8 protein-coding genes are annotated in these 15,416 nt (G+C 70.2%); 6 read left to right on the forward strand and 2 right to left on the reverse strand.

All coding sequences use genetic code 11. The annotated features are described in order from the left end of the window. Nucleotides 1–152: 152 nt before the first annotated feature. The 6 genes from JOF44_RS12595 to JOF44_RS12620 all read left to right on the forward strand — a co-directional run bounded on the left by JOF44_RS12595 (nucleotide 153) and on the right by JOF44_RS12620 (nucleotide 9,305). Nucleotides 153–2,618, forward strand: coding sequence for a DUF6049 family protein (locus tag JOF44_RS12595; protein WP_209891837.1), 2,466 nt, complete (start codon nucleotides 153–155; stop codon nucleotides 2,616–2,618). Further along, nucleotides 2,615–4,354 carry a murein biosynthesis integral membrane protein MurJ gene (murJ, locus tag JOF44_RS12600; RefSeq protein WP_209891840.1) on the forward strand — a complete coding sequence of 580 codons (1,740 nt, stop codon included), beginning with the start codon at nucleotides 2,615–2,617 and terminating at the stop codon, nucleotides 4,352–4,354. The genes JOF44_RS12595 and murJ overlap by 4 nt, the downstream gene beginning before the upstream one ends. Before the next feature lie 54 nt (nucleotides 4,355–4,408). After that, a complete protein-coding gene (locus JOF44_RS12605; protein WP_209891843.1) occupies nucleotides 4,409–7,015 on the forward strand; it encodes a hypothetical protein in 2,607 nt (868 codons plus the stop codon). Between the two features lie 107 nt (nucleotides 7,016–7,122). Then, nucleotides 7,123–7,650, forward strand: coding sequence for a hypothetical protein (locus JOF44_RS12610; protein ID WP_209891846.1), 528 nt, complete (start codon nucleotides 7,123–7,125; stop codon nucleotides 7,648–7,650). Nucleotides 7,651–7,777: 127 nt separating this feature from the next. Continuing rightward, nucleotides 7,778–8,860: a thioredoxin-disulfide reductase gene (trxB, locus tag JOF44_RS12615; protein WP_209891849.1), complete on the forward strand. Its 1,083-nt coding sequence runs from the start codon at nucleotides 7,778–7,780 to the stop codon at nucleotides 8,858–8,860. 31 nt (nucleotides 8,861–8,891) lie between these two features. Further along, nucleotides 8,892–9,305, forward strand: a complete 414-nt coding sequence (locus tag JOF44_RS12620) for a hypothetical protein (protein WP_209891852.1) — start codon at nucleotides 8,892–8,894, stop codon at nucleotides 9,303–9,305. Between the two features lie 3,236 nt (nucleotides 9,306–12,541). Here the strand turns inward: JOF44_RS12620 and JOF44_RS12625 are convergent. Both JOF44_RS12625 and JOF44_RS12630 read right to left on the reverse strand, forming a co-directional pair. After that, nucleotides 12,542–14,446, reverse strand: coding sequence for a ParB/RepB/Spo0J family partition protein (locus tag JOF44_RS12625; RefSeq protein ID WP_209891855.1), 1,905 nt, complete (start codon nucleotides 14,444–14,446; stop codon nucleotides 12,542–12,544). An 87-nt stretch (nucleotides 14,447–14,533) separates the two neighbouring features. Continuing rightward, nucleotides 14,534–15,415, reverse strand: a complete 882-nt coding sequence (locus tag JOF44_RS12630; RefSeq protein ID WP_209891858.1) for a ParA family protein — start codon at nucleotides 15,413–15,415, stop codon at nucleotides 14,534–14,536. Nucleotide 15,416: the final 1 nt, after the last annotated feature.

Raw genomic sequence — 15,416 nt, forward strand, 5'->3', positions numbered from 1 at the left:
GGAGGTCTCGTCGGCGGGGTCGACGATGTCGAGGGGATCGGGCACGGGGGGTCCTGTCGTGGGTCGAGGGCGGTCAGGCGTGAGACGGACGCGATGTAAGGGTCTCGTGCACCCGGGGGCCCTCTACGGTAGCGGCCGCTTACAGTGTCACCATGCCGTCGTCCCCGCTACCCGTGCGCCCGGTGCTCGCGGCACTGCTGACGGCACTGCTCATGGCGTCATCGGTGCTGGTGGGCGCCTCGGCGAGCCCGCTCCCGAGCGCCGCGGCCGCCGACGCCGCCGGGATGGACGCCCCTGCGGCACCGCCGGAGACGGACCCCGCCGCGCCGGTGAGCATGGATCTCGTCTCCCTCACACCCACCTCGCTGGCCCCGGGCGGCACGCTGACGGCGGAGGTCGAGGTGACGAACACCTCCTCGGAGCCGCTGTCGGCGGTGGCCCTTCAGCTCCGCACCCGCACCGCCCGCGTGACCGACCGCGAGAAGCTCGAGACCTGGCAGTCCGACACCTCCCCGGACACCTCCGGAGCGGCGCTCGCCACCTCGGCGGAGGTCGACGAGATCGCTCCCGGGAAATCCGCGACGGTGACCGTCGAGGTGGATGCCGAGGAGCTCGACTACTCCGAGGCCCCCTACTTCTGGGGGACCCGTCGCATCTCCCTGACCGCCGTCTCCGGCGAGGAGCCGCTGTCGGCTCTGCGCTCCTTCGTGGTCTGGCGCCCGGAGGAGGCGACCGCGAGCATCACCCAGTCCGTGCTGCTGCCCGTCTCGGCCCCGGATCCTGCGGCCGCGATCACCGATCCCCAGGCGCTCCAGGAGTCCCTCGACGCCGGTCACCTCGCCGACCAGCAGCAGCTCGCTCTGCGCGACGACGTCGACTGGTGGCTGGACCCGGCGCTGCTGGATCCGCCGCTGCTGCCGGTCGACACCGAGGAGGGCAGCGGCGAGGACGCCCAGGATGAGGAGTCCGCCCAGGTGCCGCGCGAGTACGCGCCCGATCCGCGCTCCGAGGAGCTCGCGACCACGCTCCAGGAGGGGGTCGGGGACCGCACCGTGCTGGCCATGCCCTTCGGCCGGGCCGACCTGGTCAGCCTGAACGCCGGGGGCGCCGAGGACCTGGCCGCCGTGGCGGCCGAGAAGGGTCGGGCGACCTGGGAGGACTCGGGCATCTCGCCGCGGGCCACAGCGCTGGGCGTGCCGGGGCCGACGGCCTCCGGCGACACTCTGGACGGACTGATCGACGTCGGGGCGTCCGCGGCGCTCGTGCCGTCGGCCGCCGTGCAGCCGGACCTGCACCCGAGCGTCACCCCGAGCTCGGTGGGCATGTACGAATCCTCCGACGACTCCGGGGATCAGCTGCCGCTGCTGACGCCCGACCCCGTGCTCTCGGACGAGTTCTCCCATCTCACCGCCGAGGCCGACACCGAGCAGACCCGGCAGCGCCTGCTCGCCGAGACCGCGACCATCGCCTCCGAGTACGCCACCGCGCCGCGGCATCTGCTGATCTCCCCGGATCCCGAGGCCGCGCTGGACCCCGCCGCGGCCGGCGCCACCCTCGACGCCCTCGAGGAGGCGCCGTGGGTCTCCTCCGGACGGACGGGCGACCTGCTGGACGCGGCGGCCGGGCAGGAGACGACCACGGATCCCCGGGCCGAGGGGGACGAGATCTATGCCCAGGGACGGCTCGGCGGCGGCGACGTGCTGCCCGCGGCCCGCACGGAGGACGGCGGCTGGGAGCATCCCGAGACCGCCGCGGACCCCGACCTGCTCGACCCCGAGGTGCTCTCCTCGCTCGAGGACACCTGGGGACGCCTCGGCACCCTGGCGACGGTGATGGAGGACGACTCCTCCCTGGAGCCGGCGCGGCGGGAGATGCTCGGCGCCGTCTCGGTCCGGTGGCGAGGCCATCCCGAGATCCCGGCCCAGCGCGCCGAGGCCTCCGCCGCCCGGGCCGAGGCCCTGGAGTCCCGGATCGAAGTGGTCCCCGCCTCCGGGTACAACCTCATCTCCGACTCCGTGGGCGTGCCGATCACCATCTCCAACGGCCTGGACACCCCGATCACGGTGCACACCGAGGTCAGCTCGGACCGTCCCCTGGTCCAGATCGGCGAGCACGGGGCCGTGGAGGTCCCGGCCCGGGGCCAGGTCGACGCCACCGTCCCGGTCGACGCGGTCGCCAACGGCACGGTCACGCTGACCACGGTGCTGACCACCGAGGACGGCACGGCGCTGACCGAACCGGTCCAGGTGCCGCTGACGGTGAACCCCGCCTGGGAGAACTGGACCACGCTGGTGCTGGTCATCGCGATGGGGGTGCTGGTGGTCGTGGGCGTGGCCCGGGCCCGCCGCACCGGCGCCTCCACCCGCGCTCCGGCGGTCCACGGACCCGAGGATCCCGAGGAGCTGGCCCGGACCGGACGCTCGACGCCCGCTCCCTTCCCCACCAGCACGGACAGCACGGACGATGCGGAGGCCGCGGGCGACACGGACGATGCGGCCCGCGAGGAGAGGGAGCGGATCCCGCCGGCGGACGCCGGCTCGCCGCCCGTCGACGACCCCCGCCCCGATGACCCGCACTCCGACACCACCGCCGACCGCCCCGAGGAGGACCGCCCGTGAGCACCCCCGGACGCGTCCAGCACGTCCCCCGTCACCGCCGCCACGGCGTCCCCGCCAGCCGCTCGAAGCTGATGCAGGCCAGCGTGGTGATGGCCGCCGGAGCCATGGTCTCGCGCCTGCTGGGCTTCGTCCGCAACTTCATGTTCGGCGCCATCCTGGCGGGCTCGACGTCCTCGGCCGCGAGCGCCTTCAGCGCCGCCAACACCCTGCCGAACACGATCTGGCTGCTGGTGGGCGGCGGCACGCTGAACGCCATCCTGGTGCCCGCGATCGTGCGGGCGGTGAAACGACCGGACCGGGGCAGCGACTACATCTCGCGTCTGATGACCCTGGTCGCGGTGGTCTCGCTGGGCATCACCGTCGTCTGCATGCTCGCGGTCCCGGTGCTGCTGACCGTGACCAGCGGTGTGCTGCCGCCGGAGACCTACGGGCTCGCGGTGCAGCTGGGGTACTGGATGATGCCGCAGGTGTTCTTCTCGGCGCTGTACGTCATGTGCGGACAGCTGCTGAACGCCCATGACTCCTTCGGGCCGTACCAGTGGGCACCGGTGCTCAACAATCTCGTCGGCATCCTCGGGGCCGGGATGTTCCTCGTCGCCTGGGGCGAGGTCGGCTCGCCGGCGGACTGGACGCTGTCGATGATCATCGCGATGGCGGCGATGAACGTCGGCGGCTCGGCCGCGCAGGTGGTGTTCCTGTTCTGGTACGTCAAGAAGCTCGATCTGCGGCTGCGGCCCCGCTGGGGGTTCCGCGGCCTGGGACTGGGCAAGCTCAGCCGGATCGGACTGTGGACGCTGGGGATGCTGGGGCTGGGCCAGCTGGGCATCTGGGCCTCCCGCTGGGCGACCGGCGGCGCGGTGCGGATGACCGAACAGCTGCACGACCAGCCCGAAAAGGCGGCCCGCTACCCGGCGCTGCTGACCATGGACTGGGCGTACATGGCGTTCATGATCCCGCAGGGCATCATCGCGGTCGCCGTGGTCACGGCCGTCTTCCCCGCGATCTCGCGGCGGGCGGTCGACGGGGACCACGCCGGTGCCCTGGCCCGGTATGCGGAGACCAACCGCATGCTCGCGGTGCCCATGATGCTGAGCACCGCGGTGTTCATCGCCCTGTCGGGTCCGATCATGTGGGTGATCGGCGGCGGCACCGGCCCGATCGCCGCCCGCGCCAACGGCACCGTCCTGGTCGCCTACATGCTGGGATTGGTGCCCTTCGCCGCGCTGTACCTGATCAAGCGGGTGTTCTATGCCTATGAGGACGCCCGCACCCCGTTCCTCGCCCAGATCCCGATCGCCCTGATCAGCATCGCGGCGGTCCCGGTCATCCTGACCACCGTGGATCCGATGTGGGCGACGATGGCCGCCGCCGGCTCCACCAGTCTCGGCAATCTCGTGGCCTGGATGGTCGGCATGTGGCAGCTGCGCCGCCATGCGGCCGCCCTGGGCACGACGCCGCCGAGCATCCGCACCGGGGTGATCACGACGGGCAAGCTGCTCGCCGCCACGGTCGCCAGCTGGGCCGTCGGGACGGGGCTGGTCACCGTGGTCGGGGACCTGATCTGGTGGCACCGGGCCACTGCCGTGCTGCTGGGCGGGGTCGTGGCGGTGGTGATGGCGGTGGTGTTCGCCGCCATCGGCTGGGCGCTGAAGGTGGGCGAGGTCCGTCAGCTGATCGGCTACGCCCAGCGTGTCGTGACCCGGTTGACGCGTCGCGGTACCAGGGTGACCTCGTAGCATGGTGACGCTCGTGAGGGGCGCAGGAGGGCACGACGAGGTAAAGGACGGTTCGTGAACACGATCCCGCAGCAGGACGCACTGCGTTCTCGGTGGACCCTGGAGGGGAAGATCCCCCTGTCCGGCATCGCCGACGGCGCGGTGTGGCACCGCGCCCGAACAGTGGCCACCGGGGAGTCCGTCATCCTGTTCATCGTGCGGGGCGAGGCGGCTCTCGAGGCGGCAGATGCCGTCCGGCGCGCGTATCTGGTGGAGGACCCGCATCTGCTGCCGGTTCGCGAGATCGTCGTGCTCGACGACCCGCGGGAGGGCGATGACGACGCACCCGCCCAGGACGGGCCGACGACGATCGTGGAGTATCCGCTGCCGCCAGCTCCGCCGCTGGCGGCGCTGCTGAGCAAGGCCCCTCTGCACCCGGAGACGGCCCGCTCGATCATCGGCGAGGCCGCGACCGGCCTCGAGGTGGCCCGTCGGCGCGGCGTCCGCCACCAGCTGCTGGACTCGAACCGGCTGTTCGTGGACACCCGCACGGGCGCTGTCGTGGTCCTCGGCGTCGGCGTCGAAGCGGCGGCCCACGTCGGACTGGACCGATCGCGGGAGACGGCGTCGTTCCAGGACACCGCCGCGCTGGTCGCGCTGCTGTACCGGATCCTGACCGGTCGCAGCCCGCAGCATGATGCCTCCGGGACCGTGCCGCGGCCGAGCACCGTCGTGGACACGGAGATCCCGCAGGATCTCGACCTGCTGTGCGACCTGGTGCTCAATGAGTCGGCCGACGACATCCCCGAGACGACCCGGGCTCTGATCGCGGCGCTGGAACCCTGGCAGTCGATCCCGGTCACCCTGGAGGCCTACCCGAACCCGATCCCGCACCACCGTCCCGCTCCGGAAGCGCCGTCGGCGACCGCGGCGACGGCGGGCGCGGCAGGTCCTGTGGCGGATCCGGCACCGTCGGAGCACTCGCCGGAGGAGGGCTCCGCCGCGCGGACCGCGTCGCCGACGGAAGCCTCCACGTCGGGCGACACGCGGGGCACGTCGGCCGGGACCGAGGTGGACGAGGACACGATCGCCCACCCTTCGACGACCGCCGCGGGTGTCGCGGGCGCTGGGGCCGGCATGGCCGGGGCTGCCGGCGCGGCCGGAGCCCTGGGAGCGATCGGGGCCGCCGAGGCGGCGGACGATTCCCGGGATCGCGAGTCGGCGCACCCTGCCCAGCCGGACCGTCCGGAAGCGACCGACGCAGCACGGGGCGGTCTCGAGGATGGTCAGCAGGACCGCGCCGAGCAGGATGATGCGGAGCGTGCCGCCGCGCAGCGCGCCACGGAGGAGGAATCCGCCCGCCGCTCTTCGGATGCCCAGGCCATCGTGCACGACCTCCACCTCGACCAGAAGCGTGGGACCAGCCCGTTCCCCGGCCACCTCGACATCACCGCGCCGGAACCGGTCCCGCTCGCGACGGGCGACGAACCGTCCGGGACGGCTCCTGGGGCGACGAGCTCCTCCGAGCAGGGGACCGCTGCGCGCCCTGCGTCCGGTGAGGCCGCCGACGGAGCGGACACCGGAGCAGCCGTTGCAGGGGTCGCCGCCGGAGGCGCGGCCGCAGCGGGCGCGGGAGCCGCAGCGGTCTCCGGGGGATCGCACTCCGCCGACGTCCCCGCCCGCACCTCGGGCACCCAGTGGCCGCTCGCTCCGTCCTCACCCGACACCGCCGGGTCGCCCGCGCCCGCGACCGATCCCCACGCACCGGCGGAGACGCGGACCCCGTCACAGGCTCCGGGAGGCGGTTCCGCGGCAGATCCGGCGGCCGTGACCGGTCGCGGCGAGTCCGTCGCCCCGGCGGCCGTCGACGGCCCGATCGTGGTCCACGGACGTGGACGCTCCTCCCTCGACGACGAGCCCGCGGAGAGCACGCTCCCCGCCTCACGCAGCTCGCTGCTGCGGGACGTGGTCAGCGTGGCGGTCGACCACGACGACCCCGACAGCTATGCCTGGGGGCCGCAGCAGCCCGAGGAGCGCTCCCGCCAGTCGCAGTGGATCATCGCCGGTGCCGTGCTGTTGACCATCATCGCCGCCGTCTTCGCCGTGACCACCGCGACCTCCGGGCTGCGCGACCGGATGGCCGATCCGTTGGACACCTCTGCGGCACCTGCACCGACGGAGACGGAGACCGGCGAGGCCCCCGTCGAGCCGACCGCCGAGAACACGGAGGAGCCCGAGCTGCCGTCCCCGGAGCTCGACGGCGTCGAGCTGTCCTCCCACGGCGGCGGGGATCCCGATCACACCGACCAGCAGGACCGGCTCACCGACGGAGATCCCAGCACCTACTGGTCCACCCAGCACTACGCGAGCCCGGACTTCGGGGGCCTGAAGGACGGCGTCGGCATCCGGATCGATCTCGCGGAGAAGTCGGAGCTGTCCGCCGTCACGGTCACGACCGCCCGCAACACCGGCGGCACCCTGGAGCTGCGCACCGTGAACGAGGACGGATCTCCTGGCGACGTCCTCGCCTCCGGGGAGTTCGCGGGGGACAGCGAGGTGCGACTGGAGCCCGACGAACCCGTCGAGACCGGCCAGGTCATGGTGTACATCCCCGAACTTCCCCCGGACAGCGATGAGGCGGGGCGGTTCCGTGCCCGGATCGCGGAGATCAGCGTCGAATGACCCCCGAGGCGCCTCACGACGCCGACCGGCCGGCGACGAACTCTGCCCTGCGTCGCCTCCGCGAGCTGCCCGCGCGGTGGCGACGTCGAGGAGCGTCCCGGCGCCGGGTGACGAGGCGTCCGCAGTCGGTTGCCGTGCTCGGCATCCCGGTCCCGCTCCTGCTGACCGCCCTGGTCGTGGCCGCTCTGCTCGGACTGCTCCTCTCCGTCACGCTCGAGGCGTCGACGGGCAACCGCTCCTACAGCGTCTCCTCCTCGGTCGAGCAGGCATCGGGCGCCGGGAAGAATTCCTCCGGTCTGCCCGTTGTGACAGAGGCGAGCTTGGGCACCGAGGTGCAGAGGCTCGTCGACTCCGGCATGATCCAGCCGCCGACGAGCTTCGACGCCACGGCGTGCCTGCGGGCCCTGGGAGTCCAGGACTCGGTTCTGATCATGGAGGAGGTCGCATGGAGCGCCGACGAGTCACAGGCCTGGTTGCTCGTGCACGGTCCCACGGACCGCGAGACCCTGCGCGCGAACGGCGGCACCGTCTCGGCCACGGTGGTCCGCCCGGACTGCGGCCCCGCCACGGCGGACGGGGGCGACCGGGGCGAGAGCCGACTGTGGTCCGGCGACGTCATGATCGGCTCCCTATGAGTTCACTCCGCCTCCCGCCACCACCCGTTCCGCGCCCCCGGGCCGGCCCGGCCCGGACGCGGACCCCCTGAGACCACGACGCGGACTCCCTGAGACCACCACTGCTCCTTTGAAAGGACATCACCTCATGTCACAGCCCATCCAGGCCCTGAACATCATCGGCACCCCCTCCGCACCGACCGCGGCAACCGCGCCGGAGACCGCGACCACGGCCGACGACACCGTCCATGAGGTCGTCATCGTCGGCTCCGGTCCCGCCGGATACACCGCGGCGATCTACACCGCCCGCGCCGAGATGAAGCCGATCGTCCTCGCCGGGGCCCTGGATGCCGGCGGCGCCCTGATGACCACCACCGATGTCGAGAACTTCCCCGGCTTCCCCGAGGGCATCCAGGGCCCGGAGCTGATGACGCAGATGCAGGAGCAGGCCGAGCGCTTCGGCGCCGAGGTCATCTACGAGGACGCCGTCGACCTCCAGCTCGAGGGCGACATCAAGACCGCCACTCTCGACGACGGCACCGTGTACCGCGCGAAGACGCTGATCCTCTCGACCGGCTCGGCGTACCGCGAGCTCGGGATCGACGGGGAGAAGCAGCTCTCCGGCAAGGGCGTCAGCTGGTGCGCGACCTGCGACGGGTTCTTCTTCAAGGACCAGGACATCATCGTCGTCGGCGGCGGCGACAGCGCCGTCGAAGAGGCGACCTTCCTGACCCGGTTCGGCAAGTCCGTGACACTCGTCCATCGGCGTGACGAGCTGCGGGCCTCGAAGATCATGGCTCGCCGGGCGGAGGCCGACCCCAAGCTGCAGTTCGCGTGGAACAGCGAGATCGTCAGCATCAATGGCGCCGACAAGGTCGAGTCGGTGACGCTGCGCGACACCGTCACCGGCGAGGAGCGCGTCATGCCGACCACCGCCGTGTTCGAGGCGATCGGCCACCTGCCGCGCACAGATCTGCTGAAGGGCAAGCTCGAGCTCGATGAGCAGGGCTACATCGTCGTGCAGGGCCGCTCCACCCACACATCGGTACCCGGCGTGTTCGCCGCCGGCGACGTCGTGGACCACACCTACCGCCAGGCCGTCACCGCCGCCGGGACCGGTTGCCAGGCAGCGCTGGACGCCGAGCGGTGGCTGACCGACCAGGCAGCCCTGGCCGATGAGCAGGCCAAGGCCGCGCTCGCGGTCGCGGCGGTCGGGTCCGACGCACGCTGAGCACCGTCGTATCCGGTCGGGAGCTTCCACGATGACTGCTCCGGGCGGCGGCCTCGATCCCGATCCCGGAACCGAGGTCGCCGTGCTGCTGGTGAGCACCCGCTGGTCCACGCCGGCCCGGCCCGCGGCCACGGTGCTGCGCGAACTCGCGCGACGCTGGGGTTCGTCCGTTCTGTCCCTGGAGCTCGAGGACGCCGGCGAGGACACGCTCGACCGGCTCGGGGTCGAGACCATTCCCACCTGGCTGCGTCTGACCAAGAGCAGCACCCAGGGGAGCCCGGCAGACAGCGCCGTGACGCCGGTTCGCGACCTGATCGCCACCGACGTCCTCGGCAACGAGGTCGTGCTCAGCGGGCCATGGCAGATCACCCGACGACGCAGCGGTGCGATGCCGAAGCACATGGTCGCTGAGCTCTTCGGGCCTCCCACGGAATCCGGTACCTGAGTTCCGCCGCCCCACGAAACCGTCCTCCCACGCCCGATGCACCTCCCCGCGGGACCGTTCCCCCGCCCGGTGCGCCGATGACGAACGCACGTCTGCGAATCCTTGTCAACGTGTCTAGGACGCTCCCTGATCACGGGGGCGGACGGACTTATCCACACGGTCGTCCACAGCCCCATCCACATCACAGTGCGTGTGTGTCCACAGAGTTATCCACACTCTCGTGTGGATAACTTCGCGTCGATTTTTCTCACGCGTGGCACCACGAGCCGGCCCTGACCAGCGGCGACGGCACCGGGCCGCAGTCGGCGCACGCGAGACACTTCCTGTCATATGCACAACTGGAGAAGTATCGGTCATATGTCCATCGCAGACTTTTCCACACCTTACGCACACTGTGTACAGGGCATGGCTCTCCGTCCCAGGTTCCGGTACCAACGTCCTCCACGCGGCGTTGCGCATCGGCCTGTCCCGTCCTGGAGCCGCTACGAATCCAGACCGGAGCCGGGAACTCACACGGCAGCCGCGCATGGTCGGTCCACGTGGAACCGCGTAGAACCCGACTCTCCAGGGCCCTACGACGCCAGACGGTCCCACCGACAGCGAGATGTTCTCCTTCCGTTCAGGCTCCGTCCATGGGTCGGTCGGCTGGTGAGGGGAGAAGGTTCCCCGTGAAACGCGCGACACCTGCGGGAGATTCCGCGGCATGATCACGGCAATCAGAACAGCGCGACGGACGTCCTCCGCAGGCTGCCACCCTGAGGGCCACTATCCCGGGGCCACCGTCGAACGTCGGCGCAAACGCTGAACCGCTCCGCCCATTCACCGAGGTTTCGCGTGAAACCGGATGCTCCACGCCGTTCCGGGCGACGACGAGGGTGGTCTGCATCTGACAAGTATTCCGCTGGCGAAGCGACCTGATCCAGGACCGACAGGACCGAAGTGCGTGGGGAAGAGCGACCATCGTGGTTCGATAAACTCCGCTCGGTTTCACGGGGAACATGCCTTCACCCATCCAGCGGGCGACACACCCGTGCACCACCCGCGCCCGGACCTGTCCACACCTCCACCACACAAAACTATGCCGTTTCCCGTGAAACTCGCTCGCGCGCGTCGGCACGTCCGGTGGACGAGAGGCGGATGCCGCCCTTGATCGGTCCCGCAGGACGAGCGGCCGGGCGGAGGCAGCCCGTCACTGACCTCGGTGTCGCCGGACCACACTCGATGGCGAGCATGGGTCGCACACCCGCGAGACTGCCTGGAGCGCACTCGCGTCGGGAACCACAGTCGAGAGTCCGCGTGACCGATCCTGCTCGGCTCAAGAGTGTCGGGGTCGGCCTTCCACGTCAGAACGTCACCCGGACGGTGTTTCCCGTGGAACCCCATGAGTTCATGATGGCGACGGCAGTGTGCAGTGCCGAGCGCACCGAAGCCAATGTATCGAGCCCGAGAAGGACCGTGCGCAGTTTCCCGTGAAACTGTCAGGACCTCGAGACCGAATCGCTCCTGAGGCAGCGTGGCCGATGCCGTTGGTCGACGGACGTGGAGAGTGTGACCGCAGCTTCATAGGCTCCAAAACCTGCCGTGGTCCACGCGCACCGCGTTCACAGCACATCGAATCAAGACCGCTCGGCATCGTGCCCGACCGTTCTCGACGTTTCGCGTAGAACGGAGCGCGCTACGGCGCAGCCCTAGTTTCCCATGAAACGTAGCGCGTTACGATGCTGACGTCGTTTCCCGTGAAACGTCGGCGAGTCCGCGGGGCGTATGACGGGGCCCGGCGCGCAGAGTTCGACAGACGCGTCGGCAAGCGTCGGCTCCCGAACTCACAGAAGGTGGACGATGGTCCAACCACCATTCTCCCCAAGCCAACCGCCCTTAGCCCTGGTCTATGCGCGGTAGCTGGCAAGCCGTCCACGATCCGCCGAACGCCTGGCCACGCGGGTCGCACCCCCATCAGGACGGGATCGGGGTCGGGGACACGTGGAGACTCGTGTAAAGACTGGCGTCACGTCAGCGCGTTCCACGGGAAACATCACCGGCAAATCACGGGGGTCTGCATTCAAAGCGTGATGTCTCTACCCTGGGCGACGCCCAGGCCACAGCTGCCCGCAGTCCCGCTTTCGCTTCACCCGCACCGAACGTTGCGCCGTTCAGTTTGAGCGGGGATGAGTTTCACGGGAAACTCGTGGCTCTCAACTGGGACCCCCTGGTGACACAAACCGCATCTCGGGTCTACCAAGCCGGACGACAGTTTCACGAGAACCGCTGGTGCGATGCGTTCACCGCGCGTCGGGGAAGCCGCAGAACCCCAGGTCAGTCGGGTCCGGGGGCCACAAAGGCATGCCTCGGTCCCTCACCTCAGCCGTCACCCGCCCTCACCGTTCCTGCCGTGCACCGCCGACAGTTTCACGCGAAACGCCGCTACTCTCACTCGCACGTCTCCCACTCCAGTGCGCGCCCTTCCACGCGTAGCCAGAAGGAGAGGCTCCTTCGGCACGCAGCGACAATGCTTGATCGGACCCATTCGAGGCCGGAAGATGCCGATAGATCGAGGACTGCACGCGTGCCAGACCATGGCGTTGAGGTGTTCTCGCCCTGCTCGTCCGCGAACCGGTTTCACGTCAAACAACCATGTAGCACCGCTCGAACGAGACGAAAGATATCCACGCAGCGCGTCAGCCCTGAATATCAGCAGCCCAGAGGGCCATGCTCCGAGGAAGGATGGCAAAGAGAAGCCGCTTGTTCTCGTCGGGATGGAAAGGCTCGACCGACGGCCTCGGGAGCTCGATGGAGGCCGTGCGCGCCCACTCTGACTCCTGCCCGCCGCGGTTCCACGTGAATCATCCACATGGATGTGCACATTGGTGGACAAAGCGAAATTGGTGCTCGTGACCTGCCCTGACGATGAGTCACCACCTGTGGACGAACAGCCGGTCACGCAGGGCTAGGGGCATGACGCCGTGGAGAATCCAGCTCGCGGGTGAGACGGGCTCCCGTCTGGGGTAAATGACGTCAATAGGGTCAACGTCAGAACATGCGAGAGACCACTGTGCTCCAGATCACATACGCTGTGCACGGTGGCGACAATCGAACAGACAGCAACCCCTCGCCCGCTCGCCCTGAGCGGCGCGGAGCGAACGGGGCCAACGGGGACCAACGGGGCCACGGTCGAACGACTCTGGACACAGGAAAGGGCCGGCGCGAGCGCCGGCCCCGTCATCCTGCATCGGACGTGTTCAGTCCTTCGACTCCTGAGTGGTGTCAGGAGCGGGGACGTCCAGTCCCATCGATTCGATCACTCGATCGAGGTCCTCCAGGTTCGAGAACTCGAGGGTGATACGTCCCTTGCGCTTGCCGACATCGATCCGCACCGGGGTCTCCAAGCGGTTGGAGAGACGGCTGGTGAGGTCCACGACATGCGGGTCATAGGTGCTGCGGCGGGCCGCGCGAGTCGGCGCCTGCTGACCGCCACGGGCCACGAGGCGTTCCACGGCGCGGACCGAGAGGCCTTCGGAGACGATGCGCTGGGCGAGTTCCTCCATCAGCGACGGATCGTCGAGAGAGAGCAGGGCGCGGGCGTGGCCAGCGCTCAGGGCCCCGCTGGCTAGGCGACGCTGGACGAGCGCGGGCAGGCGCAGCAGTCGAAGCGTGTTGGTGATCTGAGGGCGGGAGCGGCCGATCCGGTCGCCCAGCTCGTCCTGGGTGCACCCGAAGTCCTCCAGCAACTGCTGGTAGGCGTTGGCCTCTTCCAGCGGGTTCAGCTGAGTGCGGTGGAGGTTCTCCAGCAGGGCGTCCCGCAGGAGATCGTCGTCGCTGGTCTCCCGGATGATCGCGGGGATCGAGGTCAGCTCGGCTCGGCGCGCGGCACGCCAGCGCCGCTCGCCCATGACCAGCTCGAAGGACTCGCCCTCGTCGGTGACGGGGATGGGCCGGACGACGACCGGCTGCAGCATGCCGACTTCGCGCAGAGAATACGCGAGCTCGTCGAGCTCGTCGTCGTCGAACATGGTGCGCGGGTTGCGCGGGTTCTCCCGGACCTCGTGGATCGGGATCTCCGCGAACTCGGCGCCCGGGACGCTGAGGAGGCCGTCCTGGCTGCGCTCGGGCCGGGCATCGGCGCTGGTCCTGCCAGCTGCCTCGGAACCGGCTTCGGTGTCCGCATCCGCATCCGCATCCGCATCCGCATCGACCGCAGCGTCGGACCCGTCGGGCGTCGGCCGGAAGGATCCGACAGGTTCCGCCGCGGGCTGCTCGGACGACGCACTCCGCGCCGCCGGCTCCTCGGCCGGCGATGCGTCGGAAGCCGTCGAGTCCCCGTCGGCCCGGGGCGATGGCTGCGAGTCCTGCACCGGCGTGGGCTCGACGGTTTCTACCTCGACGGCCGGGGTCTCGTCCGGCGAGGCCGCGGAGGGTTCCGTCGACGTGCGGCGGTGGCGCGACGTGCTCGTCGTCGCGGCGGGTTCGGACGCAGCGGGCTCCGGGGTGACGGACTCCGACGCGGCGGGCTCCGGGGTGACGGCCTCCGACGCGGCGGGCTCTGTCGCCGGGGCGCTGGACGCGCGGCTCGTGGACTTCGTGGATCGGGGCGCGCTCGAAGCCGTCGTCCCCGGCTTCGTCGAGGCCTTCTTCGCCGTGCTCTTCGAGGTCGAGGACCGCTTGGCCGTCGAGCCGGTGGCGGACCCGGACCCGCTCCGGGTCGTCGACGCCGTCTTCGTTCCCGAGGTGGACCGGCTGGTGGATCCGGATTTCTTCGCCGGGGACGATCCGGCGGTCGATCGCTTCGCCGAAGTCCGTGACGTGGTCGAGGGGCGCTCGTCGGCCACCTCCTCGCCGTCCGTCTCCGGGGAGGCGGAGGAGGCGCTGCGCGCAGACCCTGCACGACTGCGCCGCTGGGCGGCCGCGCGCGCCATGTCTCCTGCGAGGTCGGGGCGCTGGGCGCGCTCGCGCTGGGGACGCTCGCCCTCCCGGGAGGCGCTCTCACCGGAGAAGAACATGTCGACAGGGCGGTCGCTCGGGGCCGCTTCCTCGTCGGGAGATTCCGGACGCACACGCGTGCGCAGCTCCTGCTCGGGAGCGGGGCTCGACCCCGCGCCCGGGATCAGGGCACCGAGTCCTCGCCCGAGTCCTCGCTTCTGCGTCATGGCCGTTGTCCTTCCGGAAAGTGTGATCCACCAGGGGAGAAACCAGGAGCACGCGAGGCGTCGGTGCGGGGGTGCTCCGGGCGGGGGTCAGGGGGCGGGGCGGGTGGTCAGTTCATGGGCGGCGGCCCGGTAGGCCAGCGCACCGCTCGAACCGGGATCGTACGTCAACACGGTCTGGCCGTAGCTCGGGGCCTCGGAGATCCTCACGGACCGGGGGATCGTCGTGGTGAGGGTCTGATCCGGGAAGTGGTCCCGGACGTCCTGGGCGACCTGTGCGGCGAGTCTCGTGCGGGCGTCGTACATGGTCAACATGATCGAGGAGACCACCAGCTCCGGGTTGAGATGCTGGCGGATCAGATCGATGTTGTTCAGCAGCAGGCTCAGGCCCTCCAGCGCGTAGTACTCGGCCTGGATGGGGATCAGCACCTCCCGGGCGGCGACCAGAGCGTTCACGGTCAGCAGGCCCAGCGAGGGCGGGCAGTCGATCAGCACGAAGTCCGGACGCACCAGTCCCTGCTCGTCGCGGGAGGCGAGATAGTCCCGGATCGCATTGCGCAGCCGGTTCTCGCGCGCCACCAGGGAGACCAGCTCGATCTCGGCACCGGAGAGGTTGATCGTGGCGGGCGCACAGGTCAGGCGGTCCATGTCCGGGACGTCCTGGACCACGTCGGCCAGCGGCGCGGACTCGACCAGCACCTCATAGATGCTGGGAACCTCGGAGTGGTGCTCGATGTTCAGAGCGGTCGAGGTGTTGCCCTGCGGATCCGCGTCGATCACCAGCACATGCAGGCCTCCCATCGACAGCGCGGCCGCCAGGTTCACGGCGGTGGACGTCTTGCCGACGCCGCCCTTCTGGTTCGCCACCGTGATCACCCGGGTCGTCTCGGGAGGGCGGAAATCCGCCGTCTCGAGCTGCTCGCGTCGCGCGTGGTCCCGGGTGAGCTCTCGCATCAGCGGAGTGTCTTCCATC

The sequence above is a fragment of the Brachybacterium fresconis genome (assembly GCF_017876515.1).
Classification (GTDB): Bacteria; Actinomycetota; Actinomycetes; order Actinomycetales; family Dermabacteraceae; genus Brachybacterium; species Brachybacterium fresconis.

Excerpts from the sequence above, each read along its gene's own strand:
- JOF44_RS12595 (WP_209891837.1), top strand. The coding sequence starts at position 153 with ATGCCGTCGTCCCCGCTACCCGTGCGCCCGGTGCTCGCGGCACTGCTG.
- trxB (WP_209891849.1), top strand. The coding sequence starts at position 7,778 with ATGTCACAGCCCATCCAGGCCCTGAACATCATCGGCACCCCCTCCGCA.
- JOF44_RS12620 (WP_209891852.1), top strand. The coding sequence starts at position 8,892 with ATGACTGCTCCGGGCGGCGGCCTCGATCCCGATCCCGGAACCGAGGTC.
- JOF44_RS12625 (WP_209891855.1), bottom strand. The coding sequence starts at position 14,446 with ATGACGCAGAAGCGAGGACTCGGGCGAGGACTCGGTGCCCTGATCCCG.
- JOF44_RS12630 (WP_209891858.1), bottom strand. The coding sequence starts at position 15,415 with ATGGAAGACACTCCGCTGATGCGAGAGCTCACCCGGGACCACGCGCGA.